Origin of the sequence: Nocardia sp. AB354 (genome assembly GCF_049538315.1) — a bacterium.
GTDB lineage: Bacteria > Actinomycetota > Actinomycetes > Mycobacteriales > Mycobacteriaceae > Nocardia > Nocardia nova.
Genome location: NZ_JBMVFU010000013.1, coordinates 159,318 through 184,958, shown reverse-complemented (window position 1 = coordinate 184,958; position 25,641 = coordinate 159,318). Strand labels below are relative to the sequence as shown.

Annotated in this window: 8 protein-coding genes (1 of these 8 cut by a window edge); 1 reads left to right on the top strand and 7 read right to left on the bottom strand. The window is 69.7% G+C overall.

Translation table 11 applies throughout. The features are described from left to right. Nucleotides 1-15: 15 nt before the first annotated feature. Together ACPCUW_RS20105 and ACPCUW_RS20100 are read right to left on the bottom strand one after the other, a co-directional pair. Nucleotides 16-1,779: an MFS transporter gene (locus ACPCUW_RS20105; RefSeq protein ID WP_305780628.1), complete on the bottom strand. Its 1,764-nt coding sequence runs from the start codon at nt 1,777-1,779 to the stop codon at nt 16-18. A gap of 183 nt (nt 1,780-1,962) precedes the next feature. After that, nucleotides 1,963-2,445: a MarR family winged helix-turn-helix transcriptional regulator gene (locus tag ACPCUW_RS20100; protein ID WP_305780629.1), complete on the bottom strand. Its 483-nt coding sequence runs from the start codon at nt 2,443-2,445 to the stop codon at nt 1,963-1,965. A 104-nt stretch (nt 2,446-2,549) separates the two neighbouring features. Between ACPCUW_RS20100 and ACPCUW_RS20095 the strand changes: the two genes are divergently transcribed. Continuing rightward, the gene (locus ACPCUW_RS20095) at nt 2,550-3,665 is read left to right on the top strand and encodes a GDSL-type esterase/lipase family protein (protein WP_423426415.1); all 1,116 of its coding nucleotides are present in this window, start codon (nt 2,550-2,552) and stop codon (nt 3,663-3,665) included. Here ACPCUW_RS20095 and ACPCUW_RS20090 read toward each other — a convergent pair. From ACPCUW_RS20090 to ACPCUW_RS20070, 5 genes are all read right to left on the bottom strand, one after another. Further along, nucleotides 3,628-4,662, bottom strand: a complete 1,035-nt coding sequence (locus ACPCUW_RS20090; RefSeq protein WP_423426414.1) for a GlxA family transcriptional regulator — start codon at nt 4,660-4,662, stop codon at nt 3,628-3,630. The genes ACPCUW_RS20095 and ACPCUW_RS20090 overlap by 38 nt on opposite strands. Before the next feature lie 101 nt (nt 4,663-4,763). After that, entirely contained in the window at nt 4,764-5,645 is an 882-nt protein-coding gene (locus tag ACPCUW_RS20085; protein WP_064903719.1) for an alpha/beta fold hydrolase, read from the bottom strand. Nucleotides 5,646-5,791: 146 nt separating this feature from the next. After that, entirely contained in the window at nt 5,792-7,369 is a 1,578-nt protein-coding gene (locus ACPCUW_RS20080; protein WP_423426412.1) for a hypothetical protein, read from the bottom strand. Beyond that, a complete protein-coding gene (locus ACPCUW_RS20075) occupies nt 7,354-8,121 on the bottom strand; it encodes an ABC transporter ATP-binding protein (RefSeq protein ID WP_305780633.1) in 768 nt (255 codons plus the stop codon). Before ACPCUW_RS20075 ends, ACPCUW_RS20080 begins: the two co-directional genes overlap by 16 nt. 227 nt (nt 8,122-8,348) lie before the next feature. Continuing rightward, nucleotides 8,349-25,641 carry the 3' portion of a non-ribosomal peptide synthase/polyketide synthase gene (locus tag ACPCUW_RS20070; RefSeq protein ID WP_423426426.1) on the bottom strand. 26,669 nt of this gene lie beyond the right edge of the window, so only the last 17,293 of its 43,962 coding nucleotides appear in the window; the start codon falls outside the window, past its right edge — the gene reads right to left on this strand; the stop codon is at nt 8,349-8,351.

Sequence of the window (25,641 nt, the reverse complement as noted above, 5' to 3'; positions counted from 1 at the left end):
CGGCCGCCGGGATCGCTACGTCGCTTCGCCGCGTTCGACCGGCGCGGCGCCCTCCTCGTCGGTGATCCGGCGCGCCGCCTCCGGCTGCTCGGTGACCCGGTGGCGGGCCACCGCACCGGGCGGTTCGGCACCGGGCGGTTCGGCATCGATCTGATCGGTGTCGATCCGCTGGGCCTCGGGCGGGATGCGCGTGGCCACCACGAAGGCCAGCAGCAGCACCACCGCGACGCCGAGCAGCGCCACCCGAGTCGCGTCGGCGAAGCCGTTGGCCAGCGCGTCGGTGACCGCGGTCGGCGCGTGCTGGGTACGCAGTCCGACGATCGCGTCGCCCGCCGAATCGCGGGTTGCCGCACCCACGGCGCCGGCGGCCCGCGCGGTCAGGCCCGGGACGTAGCTCAGCCGATCGGGCAGGAAGTGGCCGAGACCGATCGAGAGGATACTGCCGAGGACCGCCACGCCGAGCGCGGCACCGGCGGGCCGGGCGGTGGCCGCGGTGATCGATCCCGGATCCGATGCCACGGTGCCCGCGCCGGTGCGCCGGATATTCGCCGTCAACGGGGCGGAGGCCAGCCCGAGTCCGATTCCGTAGCAGGCGAGTAGCACGGTCGGGGCCCACGCCGGAATAGTGGAGGTCAATGCCAGCGCGGTCACCGCCATCGCGAGCAACGCGATCGCCAGGCCGATCCGGATCAGCCACAGCGGAGGTACCGCCCGCAGCGGCCCGGCGGTCAGGATCGCCGAGATCAGCGCGCAGCCGGTCAGCACCACGAGAATCGAACTCGTTCGCAGCGTGGACAACCCGAGACAGTTCACCAGGTACAGCGGCAGCACGAAGAGCACTCCGAACTGTGCCGCCGCGATCAGCAGGGCAGCGCCGTCACCCCAGTGCCGGGGATCGCGCAGATGCGAGAAGTCCACCAGCGCGGCATGTTCCACCCTCACCCGGTGTCTTTCCCAGAAGACGAACAGCACCAGCAGCAACACGCCGACAGCGAGCACGAACGGTATGGGCGAACTCGCCGATTGCATCGACCAGGTCACCCCGAACACGGTGAACTCCCGCCGCGGCCGCACCCAGCCGTAACGCTCGCCCTCGATGAGGGCGAAGATCACCAGCGCGAACCCGGCCGTACTGAGCAGCCAGCCGTCCACATCCGGTCCGGTGGCCGAACCGCCGATGCGGGTTTCGGGCACGAGAACGGTCCCGAGCAGCACGACCACCGCGATCGGCACGTTGATCAGGAAGATCCACGGCCAGGTGAAGGAGTCGATGAACCACCCGCCCAGCGCGGCGCCGACGACCGCCGCGGCGGCCGGAGCGACCACCCACGCGGTGAACGCGATGACGCGCGCTCGCCCCTGGAACATCGCCGCAACCGTGCCCAGTGATCCCGCCACGACCGCCGCACCGCCGATCCCCTGCACGATCCGGCCCCAGATGAGCGGACTCGCCGAATCCGCGGAGGCGGACAACAGACTGCCGCCGACGAAGATCAGCACCCCGAGCACGAAGATCACGCGTCGGCCGTACCGGTCACCGATCCGGCCGACGACGATCAGCAGAACAGCGAGCACCACCGAATACACGCAGAAGACCCACTGCGCCTGGGTGAAATCGAGTCCGAGATCACCGATGATCGTCGGCAGCGACACACCGACGACTGTGCCGTCCAGCGTCACCATCGCAAGCCCCAGCGCGAGGACCGCGAGGGCGTACCACCGTCTGGCACCGGTGGGTGGCGAACCGAGTTCAGCGTCTGTTCGAACGTGATCAGCCATGCGCCGCTCCCGTCGTCGACCGGTGTCGCTGGGAAGTAACTCGTATCGGTCGAGTCTACGAGTCGAACCGGGCGAATCTCGGCAATAGGGACCGGGCGATACCGGACCGTGCGGTGAACGCGAGCATTCGGCTATGCGGCTGCGAATCGGTCCGCGGCCGGTCGACAGCTCGGGGCCGAGGTGTCACTCGGAGATCCGGCCCGCCTCCGGGAAGGTGGCGTCACGGATGATCCGCAGGCCGCTGATCAGTGCCTCGCACTGCTCCGGGGTGAGCTGACCGTAGAACCAGGTGTCGAGGATCTTCAGATATTCCGGCAGTACCTTCGCCAGCCGGGTCGCGCCGGCGGCGGTGAGGGCGGCGTAGGAGCTGCGGCGATCGTTCGGATCGGGCTGGCGCCGGGCGAATCCGTTGCGCTCCAGCCGGTCCACCAGACGGGTGACGCCGCTGGTCGACAGCTGTGCCTGATCGGCCAGATCGGTCATCCGCAGCCGGCGGCCGGGCGAGCGGCTCAGCCGCATGAGCGCGGCGAAATCCAGCAGCGACATCCCGTTCGCCGCCCAACTCGGCTCGAGTTTGCGGCGGATCCCGTTGGTCGCTTCGAACAGCATCCCGATATCGGTCAGGCGCGGGTCGTCGAAGACGTCGGCGTCGTGCGTGTTCTCCACGCCGTCAGCCTAACGCACAGTTGCCGTGCGGATAGTTGACATGAGGAATATCTTTCATATTATTGCTGCGAGGATATTCCTCATGTCAACTAAATGGAGATGTCATGACCAGCACCTGGCTCGCCGGATTCCGCTCCGCGATCATCAGCCCCTACGAGCAGTTCCAGTTGACCGAACCCCGGGAGTTCACCGATCAGACCGTGCGCCAGGTGCTGCACATGGCCGGTGGCGGCCGACGGCTTCGGGTGCGATTGAGCAATCGGTACGGACGCGACACACTGGAGATCGGCGCGGCTCGAATCGCCCTGCGCAAGAACGGATTCGCCACGATCGCCGAAACCGATACCGTGCTGCGTTTCGACGGGGTGGACACGGTGCGCATCCCGGCGGGTGGCGAAATGGTTAGCGACACCGTCGATCTCGCGGTGAACGGCGGCGACGATCTGTTGCTGAGCCTGTATCTGCCCGGGGCGACCGGACTCGCCACCTTCTCGCATCAGCCGATGGAGATCGCCGCCGTGGTCGCCGGTGATCACACCGCCGATCCGGACCTCTCCGAGGTGGAGGAGGTCGCCTCGCGCTTCTACGTCACCGGTGTCGACGTGCTCGCCGACGCGGACACCCCCGTCGTGGTGGCTTTCGGTGATTCCTGGTTCGACGGCGCCGGGACCACGCTCGGCGCGAATCGCCGCTCCGTCGACGCGCTGAATTCGATGCTGACCCGCGGCTGGGTGGTCAACCAGGGCATCGGCGGCAACCAGTTGCTCACCGACGAGGTCGGCGAACGCGCCCTGGCTCGGTTCGACCGCGACGTGCTCGACGTACCGGGCGTCACCCATGTGGTGGTCAATCTCGGCATCAACGACATCGGGCTGGGCGAGGTGGCCGCGGCCGATGATCTGATCGCCGGGTACACCGAACTCGCCGCGCGGGCACATGCCGCCGGACTGCCGATCTACGCCAACACGATCGGCCCCTTCGCCGGGGTGATCTATCCGGAGGTCAATGTGGCTCCGGCCCTGCCGGTGCGCGTCGTCGTCAACGAATGGCTTCGGACCACAACGGTTTTCGACGCCGTCTTCGATGTGGCGGCCGCCGTCGCGGATCCGGAGCGGCCCGACTTCATCCGCCCGGATCTCGACAGCGGCGACGGCCTGCACCTGAACAACGAGGGCGCCCGCATCATGGCGGAGACGATGCGGATCCCCGGGCTGCGCTGACGACCGGCTCTGCCGCCGGCGTGCCGAGGCCGGCGTCGGCGTACTGCCGGCGGTAGGCCTCGGGCGTGGTGGCGAGGCGGCGGACGAAGGCTCGGTGCAGCGTTTCGCCGTGGCGGTAGCCGACCACGCGGGCGATGGCGGTGACGGTGAGTTCGGTGGACTCCAGCAGGCGCCGGGCCGCTTCCAGGCGCAGTTCGGCGACGAACGCCGCTGGGGTACTACCGGTTTCGGCACGGAACGCGCGGGCGAAATGACGTTCGCTCATGCCCGCGCGCCGAGCCAGCGCGGACACCGCCAGATCGCCGGCGAGGTGATCGGGCAGCCATTGCTGGACGGCCCGGATCGCGGGCGTGCGCGCCGGCTGCATGCGCAATTGGGCGCTGAATTGCGTCTGACCGCCGGAGCGCCGGGTGAAGACGACGAAAGCGCGAGCGACCTGCTGAGCCATCTCCCGGCCGTGGTCGTCCTCCACGAGGGCCAGCGCGAGGTCGATGCCGGCGGAGACACCCGCCGAGGTCCAGCGGTTGCGATCGTGAACATAGATGCGGTCGGGTTCGACGATGACGCGAGGATACGAGCGGGCCAGTAGATCGGCCGCACCCCAGTGGGTCGTTGCTCGGTAGCCGTCGAGCAGGCCGGCCGCCGCGAGCAGCAGCGCGCCGGAACACACCGAGGTGACCCGACGGGATTTCCTTGCGAGGGCGGGTAATTCGCGAACCACCTCCGCCGAAACCGGCCCGGAGATCCGGCCGCCGACGACCACCAGGGTGTCGATCTCCGCGGCGGAGGAGGCGAGGTCGTGCAGCGAATGTCCGACCCCGAGGGTCAGGCCGCCGTCGGCCTCGATCGACCGGCCGTGCGGCGACGCCGTGAGGAGTCGGTAGGCGGCTTCGGTGCCCATCGTGTTGACGGCGCCGAAAACGTCCATCGGCCCGGCCAATTCGACCAGCTGCATGCCCTCGTAGACGACGAAGACGATGGTGCGCGGCGCGGGCATTTCGCCATCATCGCAGCCGGGCGGGGCGGCCGCCACGGTCGACGGCCAACCGTGGCGGGGCTCCCCCGCGCATCCGGCAGGGGCGCACCAGGGCACGCACATCACACGGCGCGCCGGACCTCGGCGCTCTCGTCCCGCGCCGCGCACCGGCCGAGGAACGGAATGATCGCTGCCGCAACATCATCCGCCGATTGCGCATGCGGGTAATGTCCCCCGTTCTCGATCATGACGACGCGACCCACACCGTCCGGCAGCGCGGCGACGATAGCATTCGCCTCGGCCTCGGGATCGGCGAAATCCGGGTCGGCCGAACCCATGATCACCAGGGCGGGACAGCGGACCTCAGCCAATCGGGCATGCGCGTCGGCGGGAGTGGTCTGTCCGGTCTTCATGAATTCCGCAAACCGGCCGGGCCGGCGCAGCATGCTCTCCACGTCGGCGAGGTAGCGGTCGTAGTCGGCAGGCTTGGTCGGATATGCGACGTCGAGGTAGCGCCGCCACCAGGGCATCGACTTCAGCGTCATGGTGAGGGCGAGGCGAACCATGCCGCGGCGGTATCGGCGACTGCCGAGCAGAGCGCCGACGTGCAGCCGCTGTGTGCGGGTGAAGGGTCCGATCTCGACGATCCCGCTCACCAGCTCCGGAGCCTGTGCCGCGGCGATCGTCGCCGAACCGCCCGACAGCGAGTGCCCGACGATCACCGCCGGGCCGCCGAAGTGCCGGATCACGCCCAGCAGGTCCGCCGCCACATCGGCGCGGCTGATGGCGGCCTTCCCGGTCACCGAGGGCCACTCCGTACCGGACTCGCCGTGCCCGCGCATATCGACGTTGACCACCCGGTACCCCGCCGCGGCCAGCGGCCCGAGCAGCAAGCGGAAGTCCTGGCGCAGGGTGCCCATGCCGTGCGACAGCACCACCAGCGGTCCGTCCCCGACCAGATCGCAGGCGAGCCGTCCGTGTTCGAGCGTCACGTACTCGGTCATCATCGTTCCTTCCAGCGGGAGCATCCGGTCGCACATGCGGCCTGCTGAAATGGAACGCCAGGAATCCGGGCCGGTCGATGGCGACGGCCGGAAGGGTCAGGGGCACGGCCGAAATCGTCAGATTCCGGCGAATCTCCCGGAGGGGTTCAGCGCGGTTTCACCTCGGCCAGCAGTTCCGGCCCGCGGGCTTCGACGCGGCGGGTGGCCACCTGTGCGCCGAGCAGTGCGGCGCCGGCACCCAGGACGATTCCGACCGGCAGCGCCGACCATTGCACGAGGGCGTTGTGGAGATAGGCGCCCAGCGCGAGCAGGCCGAGCACCGGCAGGTTCACCACGAGCTGACCGAAGCCGACCGCCAACTGGACCAGCGCCCGCGCACATCCCGGATTACCGGAATTGCCGGCAAAGGGGTTACCGCGTTGCTGCGGAAGCGGATACGCGGCGTAGACCGACAGGAACATCGACGCCGCCACGCCGACGCCCACCACCACCGGCAGCGTCGATACCGCCCACGGATACATCTGCGGGCGCCCGGCCGCACCCGGGAGCACGAGTGTGAGCACCACGGCGAGCGGGCCGACCATCAGGAGCCAGGCGATCATGCGGCCGCGGACGTCGGCGCGCACGGCACCCGGAATGACCAGGGTGTGCCAGAGGGCGGTGCCGTCGAAGGCGTACATGTCGGCGCTGGCCATCGCGGCCATCCACACCACGAACACGCCCGCGAAAGGCAGGCTCGCGCCACCGTTCTGCAGTCCGAGGAAGAGCGGCAGGACCACGCCGATGAGCATCAGCGGTAGCAGCGCCGCCCGCCGCCGGCCGTCGCGCGACCAGGTGCGCAATTCCTTGAGTACCACCGCGCCGACCGGTGTCGGGCGGACCATCCGGTCGAGGCGTCCCGAACCCGCCTGTGCGCGAACGGGTCCGGCGGGCGCGGCCGTGGTGGTGAGGCGCCGGCGCAGCAGTACCGCCCACGCCTGCCACAGCAGCGCCGACAGCGCGGCGAGTCCCGCCAGGGCCCCGACGCCGAACCACCAGTGACCTTCCTCGGCCGCCTGGACCGCGTAGGGCGCCCATCCCGAGGGCAGGATTCGCAGGGTCGCGCCCAGGCCGGGCGATACGTGCTCCAGGCGCGGCCCGAGATAGGACACCAGCAGTTGCAGGGGGTAGTAGGCGAGGCCGGTCAGGCCCGCCAGGACGACACCGAGATCGCGACCGCGGCGCGAACGCATCGCGGCGCCGATCCACGCGAGTACCGCGCGGGAGAGCAGCACCACGAAGATCAGTTGCAGGCACATCCCGGCCACCGCGCACAGGGTCGGTACCACCCCCAATTGTGCTGCGAGCGCGACCAGTCCGGCGAAGGCGATCAGGTTGACCGCACCGGCCGGCCCGGTGAAGGCGACCGCCGCGAGACCGATCGCCAATTGGCGATAGCTCAGCGGCAGCAGCCGGAAGTGTTCGGGCTGCAATGTTTCGTCGCTGCTGCCGGTGATGATCGGGCCGGCCAGCCAGCCGAGCGTCCACACCGCGTACAGCGTCGCGGCCACATTGATCGCCGCGCGGGTATCCCAGGCGTGGCCGGCCGCCGCCATCACCACCGCGGTGGCGACGGCGGCGAGTATCCCGAAGACCAGACCGAGCCAGAAGCCGACCGCAGCCCGTCCGTTGTTCATCGCGCGGACGGTCAGCCGCCAGCGCATGCGGATCAGGACGCCAACCACGACAGGCCCTCGTCTCCCCCGATGCGTCCGCCCACCAGCCGGACGAACGCCTCCTCGAGGCTGCCCTCCCCCCGCACCTCGGCGACCGAACCGGCGGCGACCACCCTCCCCTTGTCGATGACGGCGAGGTGATCGCACAGGTTTTCCACCAACGCCATCACATGACTCGACAGCACCACGGAGCCACCGGCGGTGACGAACCGCCGCAGAATCGTGCGAATAGTGCTGGCGGACACCGGATCCACCGCCTCGAACGGTTCGTCGAGCACCAACAGCTTGGGTCCGTGCAGCAGTGCGGTGGCGAGCCCGATCTTCTTGCGCATACCGGCCGAATAGTCCACGACCAGAGTGTTTTCCGCCTCGATCAGCTCGAGGACCGCGAGCAGTTCCTGCGCCCGCTCGGCCACCGTCGCCGGCGGCAGACCGCGCAGAAGCCCGGTGTAGGTGAGCAATTCACGTCCGGTGAGCCGCTCCGGGAGCGCGAGACCGTCCGGCAATACGCCGACGATCGTCTTGGCGCGCACCGGATCCGCCCACACGTCGGCGCCGAAGATCCGCGCCTGCCCGGCATCGGGCCGCAACAGTCCGACGGCCATGGACAACGTGGTGGTCTTCCCGGCGCCGTTGGGCCCCACCAGCCCGAAGAACGACCCCGGCCGCACCGCCAGACTCACCCCGTCGACCACCCACGGCCCACCGAACCGCTTGTACAGCCCGCTCAACTCCAGCGCGGGTGCGGTGATTGTTTCCATGTCCCCCTCCTCTGCAGAGCCTCGCCACGGCCCACGCGAGGAAAAGCCACCCCGCCCGGTCTGTGCTGTGAACTGTCTCGACTCTACGTCGGCGCTCACGGTCCTACCCGTTTCCGGTGGAAAGGCGCAGCGAACGCTTCTTCCGAGCGCTGCCCGAGTTCAGCAGTGGCGGATGCGAAGAGCCGGTGCCGAGATGCGACCGCACCCCGTTCACCGGCCTTTCCGGCTCACTCCGACTCGATCACTCGCACTTCGCCGTCGGCGGCGTCGGTCGCCTCACCCGCCACGGTGAACCAGTGGCTGACCTCTCCCTCGGCCAGGTCACCGGAGATATCACCGCTGGGCAGGACCGAGAGTGCGCCCGCGGTCGCGGAGGTCAGGAATTCCGCCAGCGCTGCCGGACCCGCCGTCGCCGTGGTGTACGTGGTCGACTCGTAGTCGATCTCGTGATCGGCGCGCAGGGTGTCGGCGTGGTCGAGGGCCTGCTCCTGGGTCAGCGTGCGCAGGGTGCCGTCGGCCGCCCGCACCACGAAGGCCGGATGCTCGTCCTGCAGGGGCCGGACGCGGTCGGCGTAGGACACCGGATGCGCCTGTGCCGCATCGATTTCCGCGCGCACCTTCGGATCGGTCGGGACCACCCAGCGCACCGACTTGGCCGCCGGCTCCAGGGCGATACCCCAGCCGGCACCCGCGGCGACGATCTCCCCGAAGGACAGGCCGTCGGCGAACAGCGCCGCGGCGCCGGCCTTCTGGATCGCCCACAGCGCCACCACGGCATCCACCGAATGCGGCAGGGCCACCGCGACGATGTCGCCCGGGCCGACGCCGCGTCCGATCAACACCCGGGCCAGCTTCGACGACCGCGAATCCACCTCGTGATAGGCGATTTCGGCATCGCCGGACAGCAGCGCGGGAGCCTGCGGATCCTCCTCGACCACATCGCCGAGCGCCTTGGCGACCGTCCGGCTGCCGACCCGGCCGGGTTCGGCGACCGGATCGGCGGCCACCGCCGCGCCGGCCAGGATCCGCGCCCGCTCGTCGGCATCGAGGATGTCGATATCGCCGACCGCGGCCGCCGGATCGCCGGTCAGCGCGTCCAGCACCCGGTCCAGCCGCTCGGCCAGGGTGTGCACTTCCTCGGCGGTGAAGCGACTGGTCAGGTACTTCCAGGTCACCTCGATCGTCGATTCGGCGGTCACCAGCAGGGTCAGCGGGTAGTGGGTCGCGTCGTTGGTGCCGACACCGGTCACCGACATGCCGTCGATCGAACTCGCCGCGGCGATCGCATCGGTATCCATCGGATACGACTCGAACACCAGCAGCGTGTCGAATTGTGCTCCGGCGCCGGCGATTCGCTGGATATCGGTGAGGCCCACGTAGTGGTGGTCGAGCAGATCGGCCTGATCGCGCTGCAGGCCCTGCAGCAACTCACCGACCGACGAGCGGTCGTCCACGCCGACGCGCACGGGCAGCGTGTTGATGAACAGGCCGACCATGGATTCGACCCCGGTCAGCTCCGGCGGGCGGCCCGAGACCGTCGCGCCGAACACCACGTCGTCGCGGCCGGTGAGCCGGCCGAGCAGAATGCCCCACGCGGCCTGCACCAGCGTATTCACCGTGACCCCGACCTCGGCGGCGTACTTGGTGATCCGGCGCGTGCGAGCCTCGTCGACCTCGGCGACGAACTTCTCGATCTCGTAGTGCTCGGGTCCCCGCGCCGCGGGTGCGAGCTGGGTCGGCTCGTCCGCACCGGCCAGCGCCCGCGACCAGGTGCGCAGCGATTCCTCGCGATCGCGCCCGGCCAGCCAGCTCAGGAAGTTCCGGTACGAGGACACCCGCGGCAGTGCGGCGGTATCACCGCGCACCGCGTAGAGCACCAGCAGATCGCGCATGAGCAGCGGCATCGACCAGCCGTCCACCAGGATGTGGTGGGTAGTGATCGCCAGATGGAAGGCATCATCGTCGGTCCGGTACAACGTGAACCGCAGTAGCGGCGCGCGCGACATGTCGAAGTGCGTGGCCCGATCCTCTTCGAGCAGGCGCTTCAACTCCGGAATCCGCTGCTGCTGCGGCAGATCCGTCAGATCGACGGTATGCCACGGCACCTCGACGCGATCCGAGATCAGCTGGACCGCGCGGCCGCCGGCGTCGGTGACGAAGGCGGCACGCAGGTTCGGGTACCGGTCCAGGATGCCCTGACCGGCCGCGCGCAGCCGGTCCTCGTCGACCGCGCCGCCGAGATCCACCACGGCCTGCATGGTGTAGACGTCCACGGTCTGCTGGGTCATCATCGCGTGGAACAGCAGACCCGACTGCAGCGGCGAGAGCGGCCAGACGTCCGAGAGCCCCGGATACTGCCGTTCCCACTCGTCGATCTCGGACTGCGCGACCTCGACCAGTGGCAGATCGGACGGCGTCAGACCGCCCGCCTCCGGCTGCCGGACATGGTCGGCGAGCGCGGTCAGCGCCGCCACCCACAGATCCGCGAACTCCTGCACGCGCTGCTTGCCGAACAGCCCGGTCGGGAACGCGAAGGATGCGGACAGCTGCGCGCCCTCCGGCCCGTCGGTGACGATCGCGTTGATGTCGATCGCGGCGTTGGCGGGCATATCCGGATCCATGTCGGCATCCAGCTGTCCCAGATCCACCACCGGCGCCCAGTCGAAACCGACCGGCTCCGAGCCGCTTTCGGCGGTCTGCGGGCCCGCACCGGTATCCGCGCGTCCCAGATAGTTGAAGCTGATCTGAGGCGCGGTACCGGCCGCCAGCTCCGAACCGGTCTCCGGGTTCAGGTAGCGCAGCAGGCCGTATCCGATGCCCTTGTCCGGGACCGCGAGCAACTGCTCCTTCACCGATTTCACGATGTCGCCCAGGGCTTTTCCACCACGCAGGGCGGCCGCGACGTCGGCGTGGCCCAGATCCAGCCGCACCGGATAGGCATTGGTGAACCAGCCCACCGTCCGCGACAGATCGGCGCCCGGGACCACACTCTCCTCGCGGCCGTGTCCCTCGAGCTTCACCAGCGCGGCGCCGCCCGCGGCGTCACCGCGCCAGGTGCTGACCGCCAGCGCGAGCGCCGACAGCAGGCCGTCGTCGACACCGGCCCGGTACTTGTCCGGCACGCCGGTCAGCACCGCATCGGTCACCTCGGCCGGCAGCAGCACCTCGACCCGATCGACGGTGTCGAAGGTGTCGACCGCCGGGTCGAAGGCCCGCTCGCCCAGCACCGGATCCTCGGACGCCGCGATCTGCTGCCAGAACGGCAGTTCCGTGGCTCGCGCGGCCGCGGCGTCGACCAGGGCGTGCGCCCAGCGGCGCATGGACGTGCCGTTCGCGGGCAGCGCCACGGCCTGATCCGACCTCAGCTGCGACCAGGCCACCGCGAGATCCGGGATGAGGATGCGCCACGACACACCGTCGACCACGAAGTGGTGGGCGACGATCACGAGCACGTCCCGGCGGGATGAGCCGGCACCGGTGAAGGCGAACCACAGGAACTGCGTCATCACCGCATTCGCCGGATCGAGGCGGCCCAGCGCGGCGTCGTATTCGACGCTCGCCCGGCGTGACAGTTCCGCGTCGGAGATGTCACCGGGCAGGTCGATCCGATGCACCAGGGCATCGACGTCGATCGCGCCCTGTTCCAGGGCCTCGAAGGTCCACCCGTCCCGGCTGTCCACGGCGGCGGACTCGTTGCGCCGCAAGCGGGTCCGCAGCACATCGTGGTGATCGACGACCGCGGCGACGGTCGCGACCAGCGTCTCCCGGTCGGTGTCGTCGGGCAGTCGCAGCGCCATGGCCTGCGAGAACCGCTGATACGACGATCCGGTGCCGAGGATCGAGGCCATGATCGGCGTCAGCGGGATCTCGCCGACACCGCCACCGGGCAGTTCGGCGAGCACCTGCTGCTCGGCCTCACCCGCGCGGGTGGCGATCTCCGCCAGCGCGGCCACGCTGCGCCGTTCGAAGACCTGCCGCGGCGTGAAGAGCACACCGCGTGCCTTGGCCCGCGAGACCAGCTGGATCGACAGAATCGAGTCACCGCCGAGCGCGAAGAACGAATCGTCGAGTCCGACCTGTTCGACGCCCAGCACCTCGGCGAACACCTCGGCGATGGTCGCCTCGAGCGCACTGGTCGGCGCCCGGAACTCGCGCGGCGCGAGCTGGGGTTCCGGCAGCGCCTTGCGGTCGAGCTTGCCGACCGGGGTCAGCGGAATCTCGTCCAGGACCACGATCGCCGAGGGCACCATATGCGGCGGCAGCACCGCGGCCACATGGTCGGTCACGGCGGCGGGGTCGACCGCACGTCCCGGAACACCCAGCACGTAGGACACCAGAATCGTTGCACCGGCGGCGGTTTCGCGGCCGATGGTGATCGCGAATTCGACATCCGGGTGCCGGCCGAGCACCGCGTCGATCTCACCGAGTTCGATACGGAAACCGCGGATCTTCACCTGGAAGTCGGTGCGGCCGACGTAATCCAGCTCCCACGGCACCTCCGGGCGAGCGATATTGCCGGCGCGCACATCCGGTTCGGCGTACCACCGCACCACGTCACCCGTGCGATACATCCGGGTTCCGGGCGCGCCCCACGGGTTGGCGACGAACCGCTCCGCGGTCAGCCCCGGCCGATGCTGGTAGCCGCGGGCCACCGCACCACCGGAGAGGAACAGCTCACCGGCCACCCCCGGCGGCACCGGGTTCATGCGGGCGTCGAGCACCAGCGCCGACATACCGTGCACCGGGGTGCCAATGGTGATGTGGTTGCCCGGGAACAACCGCGCGTACGAGGAGATGATCGTCGTCTCGGTCGGACCGTAGGCGTTGAAGTACTTGCGCCCCGGCTGCCACTTCGCCAGCAGTTCCGGCGTGGTCACATCGCCACCCACCGACGTCACCAGCAACTGCTCCTGGTCGGCCGGATCCATCGTGCCCAGCACCGCGGGCGTGATGATGGTGTGGGTGACCTGCTCGGTGCGCAGCAGTTCCGCCAGCTCCGGGCCACCGATGATCTGCGGCGGCGTGATCACCAGCGTGGCGCCGATGTAGAACGCGCACACCCACTCCAGCACCGACGGGTCGAAGCTGGGCGAGCAGATGTGCAGGAACCGATGCTGCGGCTCCAGGCCGTACAGGCTCGTCGCCACATCCGCCAGGCCGCCGAGACCGGCGTGGGTCACGGTGACACCCTTGGGCTTACCGGTCGAGCCCGAGGTGTAGATGACATAGGCCGGATGCGCCATCTGCAACGGAGTGCGCCGATCGGCGTCGGTCACCGGCGCCGCCGACTGCGCGGCGCACAGCTCGTCGGTCGCGGGGTCGTCGAGGACCAGCCATTCCACGTCGCCGGGCAGGTCGCCGACATACGCCGAACCGGTGATGCCCAGCAGCGCACCGGAATCGGTGAGCATATGCCGCACCCGATCCTCGGGATAGTTCGGATCCACCGGCACGTGCGCGCCACCGGCCTTGGTGACGGCCAGGACGGCCAGCACCATCTCGTAGGAACGCGGGAAGGAGACCGCGACCAGTTGCTCGGGTCCGACACCGCGTTCGATCAGCACCCGCGCCAGGCGCGAGGACCGGTCGTCGAGTTCGCCGTAGGTGATCGATTCACCGTTGTAGCGCACCGCGATTCGATCGCGGCCGAGCCGGACGCCGTGGCTCATCAGATCCGGCAGCAGTCCGGTGGCCATCACCTCGTCGCCGTGGACGTGAGTGAGCAGCTCGTACTCCTCGGCGGCCAGCAGCGACAGATCGCCGACCGGGGTCTGCGGCTGCCCGACGATCGCCTCGAGCAGGCGGGTGAACCGCTGCGCGAAGACCTCCACCGTGGCGTCGTCGAAAAGGTCACGCGCGTAGGAGAATTCGGCGTACATGCCGTTGCGATCGTCGTCGGATTCGCGAACCGTCAGCGACAGATCGAATTTCGCGGTGTCGACGTCGAAATCGAGCGCCGAGACGTGCAATCCGGGCAATTCGAACGTGCTCTCGGGCAGGTTCTCGAACGACAGCGCCACCTGGAACAGCGGATGCCGCGCGGTGGAGCGCTCCGGATTGAGCAGTTCGACCAACCGCTCGAACGGGATGTCCGCGTGCGCGAAGGCCTGCAGGTCCGCGTCCTTGGCGTGGCTCAGCAGCTCACCGAAGGTCAGCTCGCCGCGCACGTGGGTGCGTAGCACCAGCGTGTTGACGAACATGCCGATCAGATCGTCGAGTTCGGCCTCGCCGCGGCCCGCGATCGGGGTGCCGATCGCGATGTCGTCGGTCCCCGACATCCGCGCCAGGAACAGTGCGAGTGCGGTGTGCACGACCATGAACAGCGTCGCGTTCTGCTCGCGCGCGGTGCGCTGCAGTCCCTCGTAGAGCTCGGTACCGATCGGGAACAGCACCCGCCCGCCCTGGAACGACTGCACGGTCGGCCGCGGCCGGTCCGCGGGCAGGTTCAGCTCGTCCGGAATTCCGGCCAGCGCCTGCCGCCAGTAGTCGGCCTGGGCGCTGAGCAGGCTCTCCGGATCGTCCTCGGAGCCGAGCAGATTGCGCTGCCAGATGCTGAAGTCGGCGTACTGCACCGGCATCGGCGCCCACGCCGGTGCCGCACCCTCGGCGCGCGAGGCGTAGGCCACCATCAGATCCCGGGTCAGCGGGCCCATCGACCAGCCGTCGGCCGCGATGTGGTGCGCGACGAAGACCAGCACGAAGTCGGTGTCGGTGACCTGGAACAGACGGATGTGGAACGGAATCTGCGTGGTCACGTCGAAGCCGGTCGTCACCGCGGCGGTGACGGCCTCGACCACGCCGGACTCCTCGATCCGCACCGGCTCGAGATCGATCGCCACCTCGGCCGGCGACAGCACCCGCTGCACCGGACCGGCGGCGGTCTCGGGGTAGACCGTCCGCAGGATCTCGTGGCGTGCGATGAGATCGGCGACCGCCTCGCGCAGCGCGGACACATCCAGCGCGCCGGAGAGCCGGATCGCTACCGGGATGTTGTCCACCGACGAGGTGGTGTCGAACTGGTTGAGGAACCACATGCGGTTTTGCGCCAGCGACAGCGGGATGTGGTCGGGGCGCGGTCCCGCCGTCAGCGGCGGGCGACCGCCGGCACCGGCCTGCTGTTCGACCTTGGCGGCCAGCCCGGCCACCGTCGAGGATTCGAACAGCGCCCGCACCGGCACCCGGGTGTCGAGCAGCGCACCGAGGCGCGCGGCGACCTGAGTGGCCAGCAGCGAGTTACCGCCGAGGGCGAAGAAGTCGTCGTCGGCGCCGACGCGCTCGACCGACAGCACATCGGCGTACACCGAGGCGACCGCCTCTTCGATCGGCGTCGAGGGCGCCCGGAAGGCGGTGGTCTCGAATTCCGGTTCGGGCAGTGCGCGCCGGTCGAGTTTGCCGTTGATGTTCAGCGGCAACGCGTCCAGTTCGACGAAGGCCGAGGGCACCATGTACGACGGCAGCGCCGCGTTCAGCGCCGCCTTCACCGCGTCGATGTCCAGGCTGTCGCCGGCCGGGACCAGATACGCCACCAGCCGGTCGCCGATGCGCGGGTCCGACTTCGCCAGCACCGCGACCTGCGCGACCTCGTCCAGGCCGAGCAGCGCCGACTCGATCTCGCCGAGTTCGATGCGGAAGCCGCGGATCTTGACCTGGAAGTCGGTGCGGCCCTGGTATTCCAGTTCGCCCCGGGCATTCCAGCTCACCAGGTCACCGGTGCGGTACATCCGGGCGCCCGGCTGGAAGGGGTTGGCCACGAACCGGTCCGCGGTCAGATCCGGCCGCGCGAAGTAGCCGCGGGCCAGCTGCGCACCGGCCAGATACAGCTCACCGGAGACGCCGTCCGGCACCGGGTGCAGACGTGAATCCAGCACGTAGACCTGGCTGTTCCACTCCGGCGCACCGATCGACACCGACTGCTGTTCGTCCGCGGTGACGCGATGGCTCGTGATCGAGACCGCGGCCTCGGTCGGGCCGTACAGGTTGAACAGTTCGGCGGCGTTGTCGCGGCGGAACCGCTGCGCGGTCGCACCCGGCAGCGCCTCACCGATCGCCAGCACGCGACGCAGCGAATTCGTCAGCATCCCATCGGATTCGGTGAGCAACGCGTCCAGCATAGAGGGCACCACGTGCAGCGTGGTGACCGTTTCGCGGGCCATCAGCTCGTTGAGGTAGGCCGGATCGCGGTGGCCGTCCGGCGCCGCGATCACCAGGCGTCCACCGGAGACGGCCGCGGACCAGAACTCCCAGACCGACAGGTCGAAGGTGGCCGCGGTCTTCAGCAGCACCGAATCCTCGGCGCCCAGGCCGAATTCGGCGATCTTCCACAGCAGCTGGTTGACCACCGCGGCGTGCGGAACCGCCACACCCTTCGGCCGCCCGGTGGAACCGGAGGTGAAGATGACGTAGGCGGTGTGCTGCGGCAGCAGCGGCGCGACCCGCTCGTCGTCCTCGATCGGCGAATCGTCACCCGCGGTGTCGATGTCGTCGACCCGGACCACCGGTGCGACATCGGTCTCGAATCCGGCGTCGGCATCGGTGAGGACACACACCACGTCGGCGGTGTCGAGGATGTAGCCGGTGCGTTCGGCCGGCTGATCCGGATCCACCGGCACATAGGCGCCGCCGGCCACCGTGACCGCGTACATCGCGAGCACCAGATCGACCGAGCGGCGCATCGCCAGCGCGACCCGCGACTCCGGTCCCACACCGAGCGAAATCAGGTGCCGTGCCAGCACATTCACCCGCCGGTCGAGTTCGGCGTAGGTCACCCGGGTGCCGTCGGCGCCGACCAGGGCGTCGCGCTCGGAGTAGGTCTCGACCGTCGCGTCCAGCAGCGACGCCAGCGTCGCCGACCGGTCCACCGGGTGCTCGGTGGCGTTGCGAACGGAGATCAGCGCACCGCGTTCGGCGGCGTCGAGCAGATCGATATCGCCGACCGCGGTATGCGGTGCGGCCACGAACGCGCCCAGCATCCGCACGAACCGATCCACGAAGCCCGCCACCGTGTCGTGGTCGAACAGGTCGGTCGCGTAGGTGAAGAATCCGGTGATGCCCTCGGGCGCACCGGTCTCGCTGTAGCGGTCGGTGGCGATCAGGTGCAGGTCGAACTGCGAGAGCTGGGTATCGAAGTCCAGTCCGCTGACCCGCAGGCCCGGCAGCTCCAGCGTGGCCTGCGCCAGGTTCTGGAACGACAGACCCACCTGGAACAGCGGATGCCGCGCGGTGGAGCGTACCGGGTTGAGCACCTCGACCAGCCGCTCGAACGGCACGTCGGCGTTGGCGAAGGCCTGGATGTCGATATCGCGCTGCCGTCCCAGCAGTTCGGTGAAGCCGGCACCGGCGTCGACCTGGGTCCGGAACACCAGGGTGTTGACGAACATGCCGATCAGATCGTCGAGCACGGCCTCGCCACGACCGGCCATCGGGGTGCCGATGGCGATGTCGTCGGAGCCCGACAGCCGCGACAGCAGGACCGCCAGCGCGGTGTGCACGACCATGAACAGCGTCGCGCCCTCGGTGCGGGCCAGGTCGATCAGCGCCCTATGCAGTTCGGCATCGATGCGCACCTCGACCTTGCCGCCGGCGAAGCTCTGTACGGCCGGACGCGGGCGGTCCGATGGGAGATCGAGCTGATCGGGCAGCTCGGCCAGCGCCTGCTTCCAGTACGCGACCTGCTTGGAGGCCAGCGAATCCGGATCGTCCTCACTGCCCAGCAGTTCGCGCTGCCAGATGCTGTAGTCGGCGTACTGAACCTCCAGCGGGGCCCAGTTCGGCGCCAGCCCGGCCGCGCGGGCGGCGTAGGCGGTCATCAGATCGCGAGTCAGCGGGCCCACCGACGAACCGTCGCCGGAGATGTGGTGCACGACCATGGCCAGCACGTATTCAGCGGTGCCGCTTGCGGTTTCGGTGTCGGGACGGACCTCGAACAGCGCGACCCGTACCGGCACCTCGGTGGTGACGTCGAAGCTGGTGTTGATCAGCGCGACCACCTCGGACTCGACCGCGGCGGCATCGACCACGCGCAGTTCGAGCTCCGGAATCGCCTGGGCCGCGGGCAGGATCACCTGCACCGGGCCCTGGTCGGTCTGCGGGTACACGGTCCGCAGAATCTCGTGGCGCGCCACCAGATCCGCCATCGCGGCCCGCAGCGCCGAGACGTCCAGCGCACCGCTCAGCCGCACCGCGATCGGCACGTTGTAGGCGGCCGAGGCGGTGTCGAAGCGGTTGAGGAACCACATCCGCTGCTGCGCCAGCGACAGCGGGATCCGCGACGGTCGCGGCGCGGCGGTCAGCGCGCGGCGGCCGCCGGCGTCGGCATGGTGCTCCACGCGGGTGGCGAGCGCGGCGACCGTGGAGGCCTCGAACAGCAGGCGCACCGGCACCCGGGTGTTCAGCGCCTCGCCCAGGCGCGCGGCGACCTGTGTGGCGAGCAGCGAGTTGCCGCCCCACGCGAAGAAGTCGTCGTCGCGGCCCATCGTGCCGGATTCCTTGCGCAGCACATCGGCGAAGGTATTGGCCACGATCTGTTCGATCGGGGTCACCGGCGCGCGGAAGACGGCCTTCTCGAAGACCGGTTCGGGCAGTGCGGCGCGGTCCAGTTTGCCGTTGGCGTTCAGCGGCAGCGCGTCCAGCTGCATGAACACCGACGGCACCATGTAGGACGGCAGCTGTTCGGCGAGTGCGGCCTGCAGCGCCTGCTTGTCCAGTTCGGCGGCGCCGACCACGTAGGCGACCAGGCGATCGCCCAGATTCGGATCCGCGTGCGCGACAACAGCGGTCGCGGTCACGACCGGCTGCCGCAGCAGCACCGCCTCGATCTCGCCGAGTTCGATACGGAACCCGCGGATCTTCACCTGGAAGTCGGTGCGACCCCGGTAGTCCAGTTCACCCCGGTCGGTCCATGCCACCAGGTCACCGGTGCGGTACATCCGCGTGCCCGGCGCCCCGAACGGATCGGCGACGAACCGGTCCGCGGTGAGATCCGCGCGCCCGAAGTAGCCGCGCGCGAGCTGCGCACCGGCCAGGTACAGCTCACCCGGCACACCCACCGGAACGGGCCGCAGCCGCGAATCCAGCACGTACACCCGGCTGTTCCACTCCGGCGCGCCGATCGACACCGACTGGCGGTCGGCGGTGGTGACGCGATGGCTGGTGATCGAGACCGCGGCCTCGGTCGGGCCGTACAGGTTGAACAGCGCGGCCTCGGCGGTCTCCAGGAAGCGCTGCGCGGTCGCGGCCGGCAGCGCCTCACCGATGGCGAGCACCCGCTTCAGCGACGAGCTGAGCATGCCTTCGCTCTCGGTGAGCAGGGCGTCCAGCATCGACGGCACCACATGCAGCGTGGTGACGGCGGTCCCGAGCATCAGCTCGTTGAGGTAGGCCGGATCGCGATGCCCCTCGGGCGCGGCCACCACGAGGCGGCCACCGCAGGCGGCGGCGGTCCAGAACTCCCACACCGACAGGTCGAACGTCGCCGCGGTCTTGAGCAGCACCGAATCACCGGTGCCGAGGCCGAATTCGCCGATCTCCCAGCGCAACTGGTTGACGATCGCGCCGTGCGACACCACCACGCCCTTGGGGCGGCCGGTGGAGCCGGAGGTGAAGATCACGTACGCGGCGTTGGCCGCGGTGAGCTCCCGCAACCGCTCCCCCGCGGTGATCGGCGCCGCCGAATAACCGGAGAGTTCGAGTCCGTCGAGTTCGATCACCGGGCGCTGCGGAGTCCAGCGCAGCGCGCTCTCCCCGTCCTCGTCGGCGGTCGCCGCGACGGTGGCCGAGGTGGTCAGCACACAGGCGGGGGCCGCGGTCTCGAGGATGTAGTCGATGCGTTCGGCGGGCTGGCCCGGGTCGATCGGCACGTAGGCCGCACCGGCCTTGGCCACCGCGTACATCGCGACGATCAGCTCCACCGAGCGGCCCAGTGCCAGCGCCACCCGGTCCTCGGTGCCGATCCCGCATTCGACGAGATAGCGCGTCAGGCGATTCACCCGCGCGTCGAGGTCGCCGTAGGTCAGCACCTGCTGCGCCGTCCCGGTGGCCTCGGTGTCGACCACCAGCGCGACCGCGGTCGGGTCGGCGGCGACGGTCGCATCGAGCAGCGACACCAGGGTCGCCTCGGTGTCGATCGGGTGGGCGGTCTCGTTCCACCGCCGCAGGATGCGCTCGTTCTCCGCGGGATCGAGCAGGTCGATATCACCGACCGGGCCGGACACGTCCGCGATCACGGCGTCGAGGACCCGGACGAACCGGTCCGCGAAGCCCTGCACCGTCGACTCGTCGAAAAGGTCGATGGCATAACCGAATTCGGTGATGATCTCGGCCGGCGAACCGTCCTCGGCGTAGCGGTCGTAGAGCGTCACGTGCAGATCGGTCTTGGCCAGCTGGGAATCGAAATTCACCGCGCTCACCGACAGACCGGGCAGCTCCAGCGCGGTCTCGGCCAGGTTCTGGAACGACAGGCCCACCTGGAACAGCGGGTTGCGCGCCGTGGACCGCACCGGGTTGAGCACCTCGACCAGCCGCTCGAACGGCACGTCGGCGTTGGTGAAGGCCTCGAGGTCGCGCTCGCGCACATCGGCGAGCAATTCGGCGAAGCTCGCGTTGCCGTCGATGCGGGTGCGGAACACCAGCGTGTTGACGAACATGCCGATCAGATCGTCGAGTTCGCGCTCGCCACGCCCGGCGATCGGGGTGCCGACGGCGATGTCGTCGGTGCCCGACAGGCGCGAGAGCAGCACGGCCAGCGCCGCGTGCACGACCATGAACAGCGAGGCGTTGTTGGCGCGCGCCAGCTCGTGCAGGCGGGCGTGGCGCTGCGGGTCGATCTCGAAGCGAATCGCCTTGCCCTGGAACGACTGGGCCGGCGGACGCGGGCGGTCGGTCGGCAGTTCCAGCTGATCCGGCAGCCCGCCGAGGGCGGCGGTCCAGTAGGCGACCTGCTGGGCGGCAATCGATTCCGGATCCTCCTCGGATCCGAGCACCTCGCGCTGCCACAGCGCGTAGTCGGCGTACTGCACCGGCAGCGGCGTCCACTGCGGCGCCTCGCCCTGCACGCGTGCGGCGTAGGCCGCCATCAGATCCCGGGCCAGCGGTCCCATCGAGGAGCCGTCGGCGGCGACGTGATGGACGGTGAAGGCGAGGACGTGTTCCTCGGCCGACTGGTCCCCGCCGGTGATCCGGAACAGCGCGACCTTCAGCGGCACCTCGGCGGTGACGTCGAAGGTGGTCATCGCGAATTCGATGATGCGGTCGAGCAATTCGTCCTCGGCCACCGCCACCGGCTCCAGCGGGGGCGCGGTTTCGGTCGCGGGCAGGATCACCTGGTGCGGGCCGTCCGCCGAGCGCGGGTAGGTGGTGCGCAGCACCTCGTGCCGGGCCAGGACGTCGCCGAGCGCGCGTTCCATGGCCGCGACATCGAGCGCGCCCGACAGCCGCACCGCGAGCGGAATGTTGTCCACCGCGGAGGTGGTGGTGTCGAACTGGTTGAGGAACCAGTAGCGCTGCTGCGCCGGCGAGAGCGGAATCCGTTGCGGCCGTTGCCCGGCCACCAGCTTCGGCCGCGTCCGGCCGGATCCGGCGCCCTGCTCCAGGCGCGCGGCCAGGGCGGCGACGGTCGACGCCTCGAACAGGTCGCGCACCGCCAGCTGGGTGTCGAGCGCGGCGCCCAGGCGCGCGGTCACCTGGGTGGCGATCAGCGAGTTGCCGCCCAGTTCGAAGAAGTCGTCGTCGAGACCGACCCGGGGCACACCCAGCACATCGCTGAACGTGCCGGCCACGATCTCCTCGATCGGGGTGGCCGGGGCGCGGAACTGCCGGGCCTCGAACACCGGCGCCGGCAGCGCCTTGCGGTCGAGCTTCCCGGAGGCGTTGAGCGGGAAGGCGTCCAGCACCACGAAGGCCGAGGGCACCATGTAGCCGGGCAGCGCCTCGCCGAGTTCGGTGCGCACCGCGTCGGGGTCGACGACGGCGCCGGTCGCGGGCACCACGTAGGCGACCAGCTGATCGCCGAGCCGGTCGTCGGAGCGCACGACCACCACGGCCTGCGCGACGGCGTCGACCGCCACCAGTGCCGATTCGATCTCGCCGAGCTCGATGCGCAGACCGCGCAACTTCACCTGGAAGTCGGTGCGGCCCAGGTACTCCAGTTCGCCGCCGGCACTCCAGCGCACCAGGTCACCGGTGCGGTACATCCGCTCACCGTCGCCGAACGGGTTGGCCACGAACCGATCCGAGGTCAGATCGGCGCGCGCGACATAGCCGCGGGCCAGCTGATCACCGGCCAGGTACAGCTCACCCGCGACGCCGGTCGCGACCGGGTGCAGCCGCGAATCCAGCACGTAGACACGGGTGTTCCAGACCGGACGGCCGATCGGCACCGCGACCGTGTCGGCCTCGGTCACCTCGTGATAGGTGACGTCGACGGCGGCCTCGGTCGGGCCGTAGAGGTTGTGCAGCCGGGAGCCGGTCAGCTCGATCAGGCGCTGGGCGGTGACCGCCGGCAGCGCCTCACCCGAGGCGAAGACCCGGCGCAGCGTGGTGCAGTCGGCGCCGGAGGCGTCCAGCGCGGCGACGAAGACCGACAGCATCGACGGCACGAAGTGCACGGTGGTGATGCGCTCGGCGTCGATCAGTTCCGCCAGATAGGCCGGATCGCGGTGGCCGTCGGGCTTGGCGACGACCAGGCGCGCACCGACCTGCAGCGGCCAGAAGAACTCCCACACCGACACGTCGAAGGTGGCGGGCGTCTTCTGCAGCACGACATCGTCGAGGTAGAGGTCGTACTCGTCCTGCATCCAGGCCAGGCGGTTCACGATCGCGGCATGGCTGACGGCCACGCCCTTCGGCCGCCCGGTGGAACCGGAGGTGAAGATCACGTAGGCGGTGTTCGCGGGACGCAGCGGGGCGATGCGGTCGGCATCGGCCACCGGATCGTCGGCGTACTCGGTCAACTCCAGACCGTCGATCGCGACGACCGGTACGTCCGGCCGCGCCGCGAGCGGGCTGTCCGCGGTGGTCAGCACGCAGACCGGGTTCGCGGTCGCCAGCACGTATTCGGTGCGCTCGGCCGGATGGTCGGGGTCCAGCGGCACATAGCCGCCGCCCGCGACCGTCACCGCGTACATGCCGATCACCAGTTCCAGCGAACGCCGCATATGCAGCGCCACCAGCGAATCCGGGCCCACGCCCTGCTCGATCAGGTAGCGGGCGAGCCGGTTCACCCGGGCCGCCAACTCGCCGTAGGACAGAGTTGTCCCCTCGAACGTCAGCGCCGGCTCGTCGGGATCGAGTTCGACCTGCCGATCGAACATCGAGGCCAGCGTCAGCGCGACGGTACCGGCCGCCCGGCCGAGAACGACGCGGTCGACGTCGTAGGCGGTGGCGTTCCAGTTGTCGACGATGGTGCGCCGCTCGACGGTGTCGAGCAGGTCGATATCGCCGAGCGCGGCGGCGGGGTCCGCGGTCACCGCGTCCAGCATCCGGACCAGGCGATCGGCGAAGGCCGCGACCGTCCGAGCATCGAACATGTCGGTGGCGTAGGCCAATTCGGCCGACATGCCTTCGGCGGAACCGTCGGCGGCGAAGCGCTCGGTGAGGTTCAGGTGCAGATCGAATTTCGCGGTCAGCACATCCAGTGGCAGGCCGCTGACCTCCAGATCCGGCAGCGCGAACGAGGCCTCGCCGGTGTTCTGGAACGACAGCATCACCTGGAACAGCGGATGCCGCGCCTGCGAACGCGCCGGGTTCAGAATCTCCACCAGCCGCTCGAACGGCAGATCCGCATGTCCGAACGCGGCGAGATCGGATTCCTTGGTGCGCGCGAGCAATTCGGTGAACGACATCGCCGGATCGACACTGCTGCGCAGCACCAGCGTGTTGACGAACATGCCGATGGCATCGTCGAGCGCGGCCTCGCCACGGCCCGCGACCGCGGTGCCGATGGCCAGATCGTCACTGCCGGACAACCGCGCCAGCAGTGCCGCGAAGGCCGCGTGCGTGACCATGAACAGGCTGGCGCCGTGGGTGCGGGCCAGCGCGTTGAGCCGGTGTACCAACTCGGCGTCGAGCGAGAATTCGTGCACGCCACCGCGATACGTGGCGACCGCGGGTCGCGGACGGTCGGTGGGCAGATCCAGCTGGTCTGGCAGACCGGCCAGATGCTGCGACCAGTACGACACCTGCTGGGCGATCAACGATTCCGGATCGTCCTCGGAACCGAGCGTTTCGCGCTGCCACAGGGCGTAATCGGCGTACTGCACCGGCAGCGGCGCCCAGCCCGGCGCGGCGCCCTGCGAGCGCGCCGCGTAGGCGAGCATCACATCGCGGGCCAGCGGCCGCACCGACCAGCCGTCACCGGAGATGTGGTGGACGACGAAGACCAGCACGTAGTCCGGCGCCGGTTCACCCGCGCCGTTGCCGCTCGCATGTTCGACGCGGAACAGCTTGGCGCGCACCGGAACCGCGGCGGTGACGTCGAAGCCGGTGAGGACCAGTTCGCGCACCCGCTCGGGCAGTTGCGCCTCGGTCACCGGTTCGGCGTCCAGTTCCACCGCGTCGCGGTCGGCGGGCAGGATCACCTGCACGCCCTGGCCCTCGGAGGTTTCCGGGTAGACCGTGCGCAGCACCTCGTGGCGTTCGATCACATCCGCGACGGCCTCGCGCAGGGCGTCGACGTCGAGCGCGCCGGTGAGCCGGACCGCCATCGGGATGTTGTTGACCGCGCTGGCGGTGTCGAAGCGGTTGAGGAACCACATCCGCTGCTGTGCCAGCGAGAGCGGAATCTCCTCCGGTCGCGGTCCCGCCACCAGGGCGCGGCGGCCACCGGACCCGGCGTGGGTCTCCAGCCGGGCGGCGAGCGCCGCCACGGTCGGCGCCTCGAACAGCGTCCGCACCGGGATGCGGGTATTCAGCGCCTGGCCCAGGCGGGCCACCACCTGGGTGGCGATCAGCGAATTGCCGCCCAGTTCGAAGAAGTCGTCGTCGAGACCGACCGGCCGGGCCTCGGTGTCGATGCCCAGCACCTCGGCGATGGTGGCGGCGACGATCTCCTCGACCGGTGTGGTCGGGGCGCGGAATTCCCGTGCCTCGAATTCCGGTGCGGGCAGCGCGCGCCGGTCCAGCTTGCCGTTCGCGCTCAGCGGCAGGGCGTCGAGCACGACGATCGCGGCCGGAACCATATAGGAGGGCAGCCGCGCCGCCAGTTGCGCGCGGATCGCGTCGAGATCGAGTTCTCCGGCGCCGGCAGCGGGCACGACATAGCCGACCAGCTGCTCGCCGATCCGCTCGTCGGAGCGCACCACGGCCACCGCCTGCGCGACCGAATCCTGTGCGGTGAGCGCGGATTCGATCTCGCCGAGCTCGATGCGCAGACCGCGCAACTTCACCTGGAAGTCGGTGCGGCCCAGATATTCGATGGCCCCGTCGGCGCCGCGGCGCACCAGGTCACCGGTGCGGTACATGCGGGAACCGCTGCCGCCGAACGGATTCGCGACGAAGCGGTCCGCGGTCAGGTCGGTGCGGCCGAAG